The sequence below is a fragment of the Nocardia sp. NPDC049707 genome (assembly GCF_040674855.1).
GTDB lineage: Bacteria > Actinomycetota > Actinomycetes > Mycobacteriales > Mycobacteriaceae > Nocardia.
In genome coordinates this window covers 1-13,002 of the sequence record NZ_JBFANN010000009.1, presented here as the reverse complement: position 1 = coordinate 13,002, position 13,002 = coordinate 1, and the positions used below count along the sequence as shown (strand labels likewise).

The 13,002-nt window shown below is 65.0% G+C and carries 10 protein-coding genes and 1 pseudogene; 7 read left to right on the top strand and 4 right to left on the bottom strand.

Features of this window, described 5'->3' with window-relative positions; genetic code table 11:
• Positions 1-21 precede the first annotated feature (21 nt).
• Positions 22-1,272 (bottom strand): hypothetical protein, encoded by a 1,251-nt coding sequence (locus tag AB0J29_RS11080; RefSeq protein ID WP_364782886.1) that lies wholly within the window; start codon positions 1,270-1,272, stop codon positions 22-24.
• Entirely contained in the window at positions 1,256-2,614 is a 1,359-nt protein-coding gene (locus AB0J29_RS11075; RefSeq protein ID WP_364783340.1) for an L-serine ammonia-lyase, read from the bottom strand. The genes AB0J29_RS11080 and AB0J29_RS11075 overlap by 17 nt, the downstream gene beginning before the upstream one ends.
• 92 nt (positions 2,615-2,706) lie before the next feature.
• Here AB0J29_RS11075 and AB0J29_RS11070 point away from each other — a divergent pair, with 92 nt between their 5' ends.
• Genes AB0J29_RS11070 through AB0J29_RS11055 form a run of 4 tightly spaced genes read left to right on the top strand, consistent with a single transcriptional unit; the run spans position 2,707 to position 7,042 of the window.
• Positions 2,707-3,729, top strand: coding sequence for an NAD(P)-dependent oxidoreductase (locus tag AB0J29_RS11070; protein ID WP_364782883.1), 1,023 nt, complete (start codon positions 2,707-2,709; stop codon positions 3,727-3,729).
• Positions 3,729-4,796, top strand: coding sequence for a dihydrodipicolinate synthase family protein (locus tag AB0J29_RS11065; protein ID WP_364782880.1), 1,068 nt, complete (start codon positions 3,729-3,731; stop codon positions 4,794-4,796). The genes AB0J29_RS11070 and AB0J29_RS11065 overlap by 1 nt, the downstream gene beginning before the upstream one ends.
• Positions 4,793-6,121, top strand: coding sequence for an MFS transporter (locus tag AB0J29_RS11060; protein ID WP_364782877.1), 1,329 nt, complete (start codon positions 4,793-4,795; stop codon positions 6,119-6,121). Before AB0J29_RS11065 ends, AB0J29_RS11060 begins: the two co-directional genes overlap by 4 nt.
• Before the next feature lie 9 nt (positions 6,122-6,130).
• Positions 6,131-7,042, top strand: coding sequence for a hypothetical protein (locus tag AB0J29_RS11055; RefSeq protein ID WP_364782874.1), 912 nt, complete (start codon positions 6,131-6,133; stop codon positions 7,040-7,042).
• On the opposite strand, the gene AB0J29_RS11050 is transcribed toward AB0J29_RS11055, so the two are convergent.
• Positions 7,018-7,929 (bottom strand): dihydrodipicolinate synthase family protein, encoded by a 912-nt coding sequence (locus AB0J29_RS11050; protein WP_364782871.1) that lies wholly within the window; start codon positions 7,927-7,929, stop codon positions 7,018-7,020. The two genes, AB0J29_RS11055 and AB0J29_RS11050, sit on opposite strands and share 25 nt — an antisense overlap.
• 50 nt (positions 7,930-7,979) lie before the next feature.
• Here AB0J29_RS11050 and AB0J29_RS11045 point away from each other — a divergent pair, with 50 nt between their 5' ends.
• The 3 genes from AB0J29_RS11045 (at position 7,980) to AB0J29_RS11035 (ending at position 12,051) form a co-directional block, all read left to right on the top strand.
• The gene (locus tag AB0J29_RS11045; RefSeq protein ID WP_364782868.1) at positions 7,980-9,203 is read left to right on the top strand and encodes a M20 family metallopeptidase; all 1,224 of its coding nucleotides are present in this window, start codon (positions 7,980-7,982) and stop codon (positions 9,201-9,203) included.
• Positions 9,204-9,486: 283 nt separating this feature from the next.
• The gene (locus tag AB0J29_RS11040; protein WP_364782865.1) at positions 9,487-10,800 is read left to right on the top strand and encodes a cytochrome P450; all 1,314 of its coding nucleotides are present in this window, start codon (positions 9,487-9,489) and stop codon (positions 10,798-10,800) included.
• A gap of 333 nt (positions 10,801-11,133) precedes the next feature.
• Positions 11,134-12,051 (top strand): SDR family NAD(P)-dependent oxidoreductase, encoded by a 918-nt coding sequence (locus AB0J29_RS11035; protein WP_364782862.1) that lies wholly within the window; start codon positions 11,134-11,136, stop codon positions 12,049-12,051.
• Between the two features lie 561 nt (positions 12,052-12,612).
• Here AB0J29_RS11035 and AB0J29_RS11030 read toward each other — a convergent pair.
• Positions 12,613-13,002, bottom strand: a pseudogene (locus tag AB0J29_RS11030) (alpha/beta hydrolase); the annotation flags it as partial.

Below are 13,002 nucleotides of genomic sequence, written 5' to 3'. Positions count from 1 at the left end.
CGCTGCGGTCACCTGGGCAGGCTAGGTATCCAGCCGCACTGCGTACCGCACGGCCGGACGTCCAGCGCCGCTTCCGACAGTTCCGACCGGCCGCGCCAGACCCGCGCGTTCGAGTTGTTTCAATGTTCTTCGCGCTGAACGGGGTTCGATGCCGAGGGCGGTCGCCACGTCAGCGGCAGTGACCTTGTTGTCCGGATGCGCGGCGACCGCGGCCTCCAGCTTGCGCAGGGTCGCCTGAGAAAGCCCGGCCCGGCGCGCCGCGATATGCCGGCTCAGTGGCTCCTCCGCTCGATCAGGATCCGCTTCGGTGTCGGTGATCACGAAGTCGCGACCCGCGCCGACCGACACCACGGCCGTGAAAGGCCCTGCCGTACGGCAGCGTTCGACCGCGCGCCGCGCGAGGACCTCCGCGTCGGCCGCGGAGCGTCCGACCCCGAGTCCGATGCGCACCCACACATGACGCTCGGCCAGTTGCTCGAGAAGCGGCATGACAGTCCAGTCACACGTGTGCTGAGCGAGAACGCCGCGGGTGCTGACCAGAACGTAGCTCGAGGAACCGGTGGGAAACACACTGCCCGCCAGGGCCCGGATGTCGTCGGCGAGATGATCGTCGGGTTCGGGTAACTCGACGATGCCGAGAACCACCTGCGCATCGGACGAGATACGGCCCGCCAACTCCATCGTCAGGGTGTCGAGCGCGGTGCGCACCGAGGCGATTGCGGGGGCCAGCCGGATGGTGGGCATGTCCTCGCGGATCAGTTCGTACACCGAGCGGACGCAGGTGATCGCCACCGATCCGGGGTGGTTTCGGGTGTGTTGCCGGTGAAACGCCGCGAGGCGCTGGGCATCGATTCCGCTGTGATACTCCATTGTCGCGACATCGCCGGTGGGAATACCGACATGCGCGAGACTTTCGACAACCAACGGGCGGGCCAAGGTATCGATCGAGATGTGGGACGGGTCGTGACCGTTCGACATCAATTGGACGAGCGCGCCATACAGGGTGGCGCCTGTGTAGTCGATAAACGTGGCGGGCTTGGTGAGCGCTCCCGCGGTCTGCGCCAGCGTGTACGGAATGACTCCGGTGAAGAGCAATGCGTCGACGTCAGGGTGCGCGGTGATCACATCGACTGCCTGCGCCTCGCCGCGGTACGTCAAAGGCACGACGAGATGGTCGGTGAACTCCAGGGCCGCAACCCTTTTCACCAACGACACCAGATCGGACGGCCCGACCACGCCGATCCGGTATGCGTGCTCAGCATTCGACGACATTGACCGCGAGTCCCCCCATCGATGTTTCCTTGTACTTGGACTGCATGTCCGCTCCTGTTTCGCGCATGGTCTTGATGACAGTGTCCAGGCTGACACGATGGTTTCCGTCACCGGCCAGAGCGATTCGGGCCGCATTGATCGCCTTGACCGCTCCGACCGCGTTGCGTTCGATGCACGGAATCTGCACGAATCCGCCGACGGGATCACAGGTGAGTCCCAGGTTGTGTTCCATCGCGATCTCAGCGGCGTTCTCTACCTGCTCGGGCGTACCGCCCAAGAGTTCACACAGTGCCCCGGCTGCCATCGAGGAGGCGGAACCGACCTCGCCTTGGCACCCGACCTCGGCACCTGAGATGGACGCATTGCTCTTGTACAGCGCACCGATCGCCGCTGCGGTGAGCAAAAATCGTCGGACTCCTTCCTGATCTGAGTCCGGGACGAACCGGGCGTAGTAGCACAGCACCGCCGGGATGATTCCGGCTGCTCCGTTCGTCGGGGCGGTGACGATTCGGCCACCGGCCGCGTTCTCCTCGTTGACAGCCATGGCGAACGCGTTCACCCAATCCAGGCTGTGCAATGGGTCCGCGGCGGCATCCTTCTCATGGAGTCGGCTACGGAGATCGGCGGCCCTGCGGCGGACCGCAAGTGTGCCAGGTAAGCACCCCTCGGTGCGCAGCCCCGCGTCGACGCTCTCCTGCATAACCGACCAGATCCGATCGAGGCCGGCGACAACGTCGGTTTCCGGCCGGAGCGTGCATTCGTTCGCCAGTACGAGATCGCTGACAGGTAGGCCGGTTTCGGCAGCGCGAGCAAACAGCTCGTCGGCGGAACCGAACGGATGCGGGACATCGACGTCCCGTTCGTGCGGTGTCGGTGCTCCCTCCTCGGTGACGAAGCCGCCGCCGACCGAGTAGAAGGTACGTTCGCGCCGTGACCCGTCGGTGAGCTCGGCGGTCATGACCATCGCGTTGGGGTGGCCTGGCAGGTGTACGGCGCCGTCCAGGACGAGGTCAGCGTTCCCGAAAGGAATCCGATGCCGACCGCCCACGTTCAGTAGCCCGCTTTTCGTGACGGCGCTGTGCCACTGTGCGGGCAGTCGTGGATCGACGGTTTCCGGGTCGGCGCCCTGCAGACCAGCAATGACCGCGCGGTCGGAGCCGTGCCCGCGGCCGGTGGCACCGAGTGAGCCGCACAGGAGGACACGCAGGCGCCGAACCCGCTCGAGCTCGCCGGCCTTCTCCAGTCCGATGACGAACTCGCGGGCCGCCCGCATAGGGCCAACGGTGTGCGAACTCGACGGTCCGATGCCGATCGAGAACAGGTCGAAGACGCTGACGGTCACGGCTGCGGTTTCCTTCCGATTGCGCTTGACACCACCCTGCTCCATTATTACGGTCCTGACCGAAATAAGTAAATGGGAAGAAGGTCGGTTGGATGTTCACGGATGAGGGGCAGCTCGAGCGGGAGCTCAGTCGGCCTGGTGCAGGTCTCGTCGCCGATGCGTCCTCGTGGCAGGGTGACGTGATAGTGCTGGGTGCCGGCGGAAAGATCGGGTCGGGAGTAGCGTCGATGGCTCGACGCGCGCTAGATGAGGCTGGGCGCGCCGACGTGCGTGTCCTGGCGGTGTCGCGCTGGACGGACGTCGAGGCGAGAGAGCGCCTCGACTCCACTGGTGTTGAAACGGTCATGGCCGATTTGGCAGATCCCGCCGCAGTGAACGAACTGCCGGACGCCGACAATGTCGTCTTCCTGGTCGGCGCGAAATTCGGGACTGCCACCAACTCCGATGAGGCGTGGATGACCAACACGGTGCTGCCTGCCTATGTCGCCCGCCGATACGCACACTCGCGGATCACCGCCCTATCGACCGGGAACGTCTATCCGATGACCTCGCCGATGACCGGGGGGGCCGTCGAAACCGACGAGACCGGGCCGGTCGGCGAGTATGCCATCACGTGTCGAGGCCGCGAACAGGTCTTCACCCACGGCGCCCGGACCCGAGGCACCCGAGTCGCACTCGTGCGCCTCAACTACGCGTGTGAACCGCGCTATGGCGTCGTCGCGGACATCGCCCGGCGGGTGCACGCCGGCGAGCCCGTCGATCTGTCCATCGGTGTCGTGAACGTCGTATGGCAGCGCTACACGAACGAGGTGGTCCTGCGCGCCCTCGGGCACGCCGACACCACGCCGTTCCTGCTCAATCTGACCGGTCCCGAAACGGCCTCGGTGCGGACCATCGCCACGCAGCTCGGTGCGAAGCTCGGCGTCGAACCGGTATTCGTCGGAGCCGAAGGTGAGACCAGCCTGCTCAACAACGCCGCCAAGTGTCACGCACTCTTCGGCTATCCCGATCGCACCCTGGGCAATCTCATTGATATGCAGGCCGACTGGATCAACGCCGGTGGGAAGCTGTGGAACAAGCCGACCAAGTTCGAGCGGCGGGACGGAAAATTCTGATGACACAGGCGTTGTCGGACGCAAAGTCCGCACTTCTGCACGCGGGCACCGTGATTCCCGCTCATCCGCTCGCGCTCGATGCCACCCGCAGCTTCGACGAGCGCCGGCAACGTGGATTGACGCGCTACTACGTCGAGGCGGGTGTCGGTGGCCTGGCTGTTGGCGTGCACACCACCCAATTCGAGATCCGGAGGCCGGAAGTCGGTCTGCTGCGCCCGGTACTCGAGCTCGCGGCGGAGGAACTCGACAACCGCGTGGGCAAGCGTCCGTTTCTTCGGATCGCGGGTGTCGCCGGCCCGACCGGGCAGGCCGTCGCCGAAGCTGAACTGGCCCGCGAACTCGGATACGATGCCGTGCTCGTCTCACCCGGCGGGCTCGCCGACCGCGATCTGGACTACCTACTCGATCGTTCCGCTGCGGTCGGCGAGGTGCTTCCCGTCATGGGGTTCTACCTCCAAGAAGCTGTCGGCGGACGGTACCTTCCTCGCGACTACTGGCGCCGGCTTGCCGACCAGGAATCAACCGTGGCGGTGAAGGCAGCGCCGTTCGATCGATACCGGACGCTCGAACTGGTGCAGGGAGTCGTCGATTCCGACCGTGGCGCGGATGTCGCTCTCTACACCGGCAACGATGACAACATCGTCCCGGATCTGTTGACACCGTACGAGCTGTGCGGACCATCAGGGGGCGTGACCCGGCGGTTCGTTGGCGGTCTGCTCGGGCACTGGGCGGTGTGGACCAGGTCCGCTGTTCAGCTGCACGAACTCGTCCGGAAGGCATGGGCGGGAGACGAACTCGCTCGGGTCCGAGCGTTGTCGATGGCAGCAGCCGTCACAGACGCGAATGCCGCGGTATTCGACGTGCGGAACAACTTCGCCGGCGTCATCGCCGGAGTGCACGAGGTGCTCCGCCGCCAGGGTCTGCTCGAAGGCATCTGGTGTCTCGATCCGGCCGAAGGTCTATCAGATGGACAAGCCGACGAACTGACCAGGATCAGCGGAGCGTACGAGTTGCTCCGCGCGGAGGACGGTTTCATCGCCGCTCGACTCGAAGGATGGTTGTCATGAGTTCGATAGCAGCCGATACGTCCACCGCTGCACCCGATGCGGAGAAAACCGCGCGCGCGAAAAAGGCGCTGTTCGGCGCCTGGCTAGGGTTCTACGTCGACCTGTTCGACATCTATCTACCGGTGATCGTGCTGGCGCCGGCCGCGGTGTACTTCCAGGCCACCGGTGCGTCGGCGGGTACGATCGCACTGATCAATGGTTCGGTGTTCGCCGCGACACTGATCGGCAGACCGTTGGGCGCGATGCTGTTCGGGCATCTGGCCGACAAGTTCGGCCGGCGTCGCATCACGGTGATCTCGGTGACGGGATTCGGTGTCACCACACTGGCAATCGGTTTGCTGCCCGGCTATCAGCAGATCGGCATCCTCGCTGTGATCCTGTTGATCGCCCTGCGCTTCATCGACGGTGTGTTCCTCGGTGGTGAGTACACCTCCGCGACACCGACCGCGCTGGAGCAGAGCGCGAAGGAACGCCGCGGGCTCAACGGTGCGATCATCTCCACCGGATTCCCCCTGGCGTACTGCTCGATCGCGTTGATCACGCTCGGCCTCTTGCAGATCATGCCCGCACAGGGCATCGACTCCGCGTATGTCCAATGGGGTTGGCGTATCCCGTTCTTCATCGGGGCAGTGCTGTCGGTCGGGTTCGCGTTCTGGTATTCGCGAAGCGTCGAGGACAGCGAGGAGTGGCAGCAGTCGGAGAAGGTGAAGACGCCGCTGCTCGAGCTGTTCAAGGGGAGCTCCGGCCGCGATTTCCTCCAGGTTTTCGTACTCACCACTGGTCTGTGGTTCACCAGTTACATGCTGACCACGGTGTTGCCGGGTCTGATGAAGAGCGAAGCGAAACTCAGTCCGAACTCGACGACCTTGGCGCTGGTCATCGCGAACGCGATCGTGGTAGCCGTGTACATGGGTAGTGGTCTGCTGTCACAGAAGGTCGGCCGGCGGCCGATGCTGATCGCGGGTGGGCTGCTGTGCATGTTCATCGCGCCGATTCCGTACACCCTGATCGCCTCCGGAAACGTGCAGACCTTCGGAACCGCCCTCATCCTGCTGATTGCGGTCACGGTCCTCATCAGTGTCCCGTGGGGGTGCTTGACGACCTACCTGACCGAGCGGTTCACCCTCGGTGTTCGTGCGTCCGGTTACGGTCTCGGATACTCGCTGGGCATGGTCATCCCCGCGTTCTATGCCTACATCCAGAGCGGACTATCGGCCTTCATGCCGTTGCCGTACACCGCGGTGGTGCTGCTCTGCTTGGGTGGATTGCTCACCGTGGTCGGCGCCGTTCTCAGTCCGGAGACTCGTGATGTCGACATGAGATGAGGAGCTGGCATGCGAATCGGTTTCGCTGGAGTCGCGCACTCACATCCGTTCAGCGATGCGCACAATGCTCGATCACTCGGAATAAGTGAGCTGGCCGTGTGGGACTCCGACGATCATTCCCGGCGCGAGGACTTCGCCCGGGAGTGGTCCGCCGTAACGCACCGAACGTTGACGGAGCTGCTCGACTGGGGTCCGGACGTCGTGATCGTCACGCCGCGGCCACGACATATCGCCTCGGTCGTTTCGGCAGTGCTGGACCGCGGTCTCGCCTGCTTCCTCAACAAGGTCCCGGCTGCGGACTCATCGGGCCTGACCGCGCTGGATACGGCGGTCCGCGGTCGCTCGGGTCGATTCCTCACCTCCTCGGTGCTGAGGTTCGCTCCCGCAGTGCGCGCGCTGGCGGCGGAAATCGACGGCGAGGAACCGATTGCGGTACACGTGTCGGTGCGGCATGGGATCGATATCTTCACCACTCCCGAACGCAGATGGCAGGACGACCCCAACGACGGTGGTGGAACAGCGATCTCGATGGGACTCCACGCGTGGGAGATGCTCGACGCCATCCTCCCGCGCGCGGTCACCCCGCTCGGAGGCGTGACCACCCGACTGCCCGGAAGTCCCACGATCTCGGAGAACGTCGCGGCAATCCACGCCGTGGCGTCCGGGGGAGTGCCGGTCAGCGTGGACATCGTGGGCGCGGGCACCGGAGAAGAATACGAACTGGCGGTCCACACCGAGTCCGGTGTGCGTCGGATGTCGTTGGACGGTTCGGATCACTACCACAGCTTGGGCTACATCGACTGCCTGCGGGCAGTACTGGCGATGGCCGAAGGGGCTCCGTCTCCAGTGCCGTGGGAACGCAGCCGGGCGGTGGTCGAGACGACGTTGGCCGCAGCTCAGCTCGCGCGGGTGGGCAACTGACCGATCGTGAGCCGGCTGTGTACCTCCAGCACGCGGTCTCGCTCGTCGTCCGGAAGCACTGGCGCGTATGGGTCGGTCAGCAGGTGTCGCGGGAGCAGACCCTCCGCTCCCGCGACCCAAGTCATTCGCTGTACGTACCCATCGAAGGGTTCCCGGAACGTCGCCGCTGCGAACTCGTCGAGCTTGCGGGTGGCCTCGAGGAACGCCGACATGTCGCGTCCAGCGAACGTGTCCAGGACCGATCGCGTCAGCGACACTGCGGCAGCGGCAATACCTACCAGAGCGGCCTCAGCTCCCCACGTAAGGGAAGCACCGAACATCCGATCCTCACCGGTGATCGCCAACTTGCCACAGTCGCGGACCAGCGCGATCCGGTCCTGGCAGGCGACGGCGTCGGACAGCCGGGCCAACTTGACCGCGGCTACGGCCGGGTGCTCGACGACCGCGGCGAAAGTCGCATCCGAATAGGGCGCGGTGTACAGATCGAACGCGATCAGTGGCAGTCGGCCCACCTCCCAGAGCTGGTCGATGTGGCGCAGCGCGGAGTCGGTGTCACCAGGAACAGGAAAGACCAACGCGGCGCCCGCGCCCGCGTCAGCGGCCGAGCGGGCCTCGTCGCCGTTCTTTACACCGACGACCACCGAGGCACCTGCCTGCCGTGCCATCCGCACCAGATCCGCGCGAACTGGGGCGGATAGATATGGTCCGCGGCCGGTATGTGCGGCTATCGCCAGTCCGTCGGCACCATGGGAGACAAGCGCACGGAAGTAGTCGAGCGCGAACTCGGGTCGAGCCGTTCCAGACCGATCGAACGGCGTGGCAGGGGCCGAGAACAGGCGCCCGCGTGCGTCGCGTGACCACTGTCGTGCCGCCGCATACCACTCCATGAACCAACCCTATCCATTTCAACTATCCATCCCGAAGCGCAGGAGAACCCATGACAGCATCGACCCCCGACCTGATCCTGTTGCGTCATGAGCTGCACCGCAACCCCGAAGTCGGCCTCGACCTGCCCTGGACGCAGGCGCGCCTGCTCCGTGCCCTCGAGGGGTTGGATCTGGAGATCTCTACCGGCAGGTCAACGACCTCGGTCACGGCCGTACTCCGCGGCGGCGGGGCGGTCCGCGGTACGGACCGCCCGGCAGTACTGATCAGGTCGGACATGGATGCGCTCCCGGTGGTCGAGAACACCGGTCTCGACTACGCGGCTGTCAACGGTGCGATGCATGCCTGCGGACACGACGTGCACATGGCGATTCTCGTCGGCGCCGCACATCGCCTCACGGCCCGGCGCGATGAGTTGGCCGGCGACGTAGTGTTCGTCTTCCAGCCCGGCGAAGAGAACTGGGGTGGCGCACTCGCGATGTTGGCTGAGGGCGTTCTCGACGTGTCGGGTCGTAGGGTGGACGCCGCTCTCGGCCTGCACGTGTTCTCCTACGAACTGCCTCGCGGGGTGTTCGGGATGCGCCGAGGGGCGATGTTGTCGGCGTCGAACACATTCACCGTACGGTTCGATGGGCAGGGCGGCCACGGCTCCGCTCCACAGACTGCCCGCGACCCGATCGTTGCGGCCGCCGACTTCGTTTCCGCGCTCCAGACCGCTGTCACCCGGTCGTTCGGCATGTTCGAGCCGGTCGTGGCGACGGTTGGACAGATCGTCGGGGGACACAGCGGCAACGTCATTCCCGATACGGCGCAGGTCAGTGGAACTGCCCGTGCCTTCACCACGGAGGATTCGTCGCGACTTCGGGCTCTTGTGGAGCGGGTTGCGCGCGGCGTCGCAACTGTCCACGGTGTCGAGGCGACGGCGGTGCTGGAGGAGGTCGCCATTCCCACCGTCAGCGCCGACGAGGAAGCGGACTTCGCGATCACAACGGCCCGAAGCCAATTCGGGGTCGAGTCCGTGCGGGTGCTGGACCAACCTTTTACGGCCTCCGAAGACTTCTCCTGGTTCCTCGACCAGGTCCCCGGCGCGTTCGTTCTCCTCGGCGCCTGCACCTCCGACCGAGATCCGGCAACGGCGCCGTCGAACCACTCGCCCTTTGCGACGTTCGACGACTCCGTCATCTCTCGGGGTGTGCAGTTCGAGACCGAATGGGCTGTGCGGCGGTTGCGTGCTCTTGCGGCTCCCTTCCGCGCCGGACCGGCGAGCCCGGTATAGACCGGCTCCTGCGTCTCGCAGTTATCTGGATCAGGCCCGGCTTCGTATCGCCTGCTCTGTCCGGCGCTTCGTGGTCTGCGGCCATCTGACGACGGCCCTCGTCCGTAGAGACCCCATTCCGGTAAGTAAACGTTTGGAATAAGTAAACGTTTGGAAACAGGGTTACGCACGCGCGAGTCGTCGGAACGTGCCGATAATCGCAGGTCACCACCGTTATCGACAAGACCGGCCAACCGCGCGAACGGCGGTGCAAGATCATAGTCATCGCCTATCATTGCCTGTCATGGGGAAGAGGCCGGAGCGGGAGGTGACAATGCTGACTCGCGCGTGGATTCGGTGGCTGCTCCTGCACGGCATGATGCGGTCCTACCTGCTGTGGTCGTCGCGTCGGGGCGATCCCCTCGCACAGATCGCCTTCGGCCAGGATCGCTTGCTCGGCGCGTCGCCGTTCATCGAGGAGATCCGACAGCGGGGCCGTCTGCCCAAGCTCTCGGGAGCGCACGTCACCGCGGACTACGAACTGTGCCGTCGCATCCTGCGAGACAATCGCTTCGGTGTGGTCACGCCCAATCATGCAGTCATTCCGAAGCCGATCCGCTGGGTGCTGGCCAAGACGGACCGGGAACTTCCCAACCTCGCGGAACCGCCCTCGATGCTGGTGACCGATCCGCCGGAGCACACTCGGTACCGACGCCTGGTCGGGCAGGCATTCAGCCCGAGGGCGATTGCCACATTGGAGCAACGGGCCGTTGAAGTGACCGATGGCCTACTCGAACGCCTGGAATCAAAGCCGCGGCCGGACCTGATCGAGGACTTCGCCGCGCAGGTGCCCGTCGCGATCATCGCCGAGATTCTCGGGTTTCCCGCCGACATGCATTCGACCATGCTGAAGTGGGGTTTCAACAGTGCGCCGCTGGTCGACCGAGCCCTGCCCTGGACCACGTATCGCCACGCCACCGAAGAGCTGGCCGAGGTCAAGCGGTACTTCGACCAGCGCATCGACAAGCTCACCGCCGAACCGGGCGATGACTTGCTCACTGTGCTGGTGACAAGTGATGAGCTCACCCGCCGCGAGCAGATCGCCAACGCGGCCCTGCTGCTGGACGCCGGATTCTTGACGACGGTGAACCTGCTCGGCAACGGAATCGCCCTGCTGACCAGCCATCCGGATCAGCTGGAACTGCTGCTGGCGCAGCCGGAGCTGTGGCCGGGCGCGATCGAGGAAATCCTGCGCTACGACTGCCCCGTGCGGATGACCGGCCGGATGGCGAACTGTGACGTCGACATCGCCGGTCAGCGCATCAAGCGCGGTTCCATGGTCTTACTGTCATTGGCGGGCGCGAACTACGACCCCGGTGTCTTCCCTGATCCCGAACGATTCGATGTGACCAGGACCAACGCCGCGGATCACCTCGCGTTCAGCAGCGGGGTGCACGGCTGCTTGGGATACCGGCTGGCCCGAATGGAAGGCGTCATCGCGCTGCGGACCCTCTTCGAGCGATATCCGGATCTGCGCTTGGACGGCCCGCCGATCCCGCGTCGCCTGAAGAACCTGCATGCCTACCGCTCCATGCCCGCCAAACTCAATGCCGACTAGCAGAGCAGCCAGGCCGGGAATCACGGCCGGTAACCCGGTTGCGGGTGGTGGGCCGAGGCGGCCGTGGTGGCGGCTGACGTGGTCGAGCAGTCGGGCTGCATCGGAAGGGATGCAGGGGTGTTGTTCGATCGGATCTGCGGTATTTCGGAGCGCCCTGCTGGTGGACGTGGTGTACGAGCGTGTGGGAAGGCCGGCACTGAACGCGATGCTGATGAACGCCGTCACGGGCGTTCGGCGCACGGCATCGGCGGTAGATCGTCGTCATCGATGGTGACGGTCGGATGCCAGCGGCTTGTAAGTCCGATGCAAGCATCTCGGGTGACAGTCGACGGCATGACATGGCAAAACTACTCATCGGCAGCGGGCAAGACGTTTCTGATCACCGGTGCCAGTGCGGGCATCGGGTACTTCGTCGCCGAACAGCTCGCGGCCAGCGGGGCCACTGTCGTGCTGGGTTGCCGCGACACCGCCAAGGCCGACCTCGCAGCGCGCACTATCGCTGCACGTGTGCCGGATGCTCGATTGCGGTCGGTGCGACTGGACCTGGCGGATCTGGCCTCGCTGCCGGTGGCAGTGGCCGACCTCGGTGTGGATCGCCTGGACGCGGTTGTGCTCAATGCCGGGGTGCTGCTTGCCGGTGCTGATCGTCGCTGCACTGCCCGCGGCCACGAATTGATGTTCGCGACAAACCATCTCGGGCACTTCGCGTTGGTCGGGCACCTGGCGCCGGTGCTGGCGGCTACCGAGAACAGCCGCGTGGTCACTGTGGGCAGTTTCGCCGTGCGTTCGGAGCGGCTGGATCTGTCCGATCTGCAGTCCGAGCACGATTACCGGCCCAAACGCACCTACGCACGCTCGAAACTGGCCCAGATGCTGTTCGGTTTCGAACTGGATCGCCGCCTGCGCGCACGCGGTGCCACCACCGCCAGCATCGTTGTCCATCCCGGCGGAGCGCTGGACTCGCTGACCCCGTCGCGGCCACCGCTGTTCACTCGCACCACCGCACAGCACCTGCGCGGGCTGCCCGCAAGTTTGCTGCTACATGGCAAACATGTCGGAGCGGAGCCTATCGTCCGGGCCGTTCTCGATACTGAGATCAGCAGCGGGCAGCTCTGGGGGCCAAGGGTTTTCGGCCTGCGCGGACGACCGCGCCGGGAAACACCCCATGCGCACATGGCCGACCCCGACACCGCCGCCCGACTGTGGGTAGCCAGTTCGGCACTCACCGGCGTCGATGTATCACCTCGATGAGCCTGACCCGCTACGACGGGTCGATGAGAGCTGTGCGCGAGAGGGGACTTGAACCCCTACGTGCGGCAGATTTGCCTAAACCATGTGTTCGACGACATCTAATATAGGTGATTGCCATGTTCGTTTCAACGCCGTCGGTGAAGTGTTTCTACCGTAATAGGCTGCAGCCGAGCGTCTTTCATCTCAACTGCACTGGTATGTGACTTCTGGTCAAGTATCGTGTCACGGCTTCGAGGGGGCTCTCTGCATCATTTGGGTAGTGAATTACGTCTGCGTAGTAAATTGCGCCGCCTTGTCGAAGGCAGAGACGAGCTGACGTGTGGAGCAGGTGCAATCGCGACGGTGGAAGCGATGGGTACGGTTATCGGTGTCACACTGAGCAATCGGCGGGACGGTACCTCTCAGCGGCCAGTCGGAACTCCGCACTGGCGGCCACATAGCGGGCAGTTATGTGGCCACCAAGCAAACGAGTAGCGACGACGATCCGCCTTGGCGACTCTCCGATTGCGCGGCAACTTATGGTGCATTCCGCCGGCTCAGGATGCTTCCCAGCCGGATGAATTACAGGGCGAGCATGGCGGCGGCGACCTGGTCGGCCGCGGCAGGGCGCAGAGCGGTACCCATGTCATCGAGGACGAGCAATCGCGCACCAGGGATTTCGGCGGCGAGGACCTCGCCATTGCCGACCGGGAAGAACGAGTCGGCGCGACCATGCACCACGAGCGTGGGCACCTCGAGCCCACCGAGCCGGCCCCGCCAGCGCGGCGCGCAATCGATCCGGGAGAACACCATCCCGAGCTGATTCGCCTGGTGCACCGCGGGATCGCTCGACGCCGTCCGGTCCCAGATTCGGGCCGCGGTCGCTCGCGCTTCCTCCGGATTGTTGCCCATCGACTCGGCCCCCGAGGCGGCGAACGCCGCGACAGCGTCCCGGTCGGTCCAGTCCGGCAG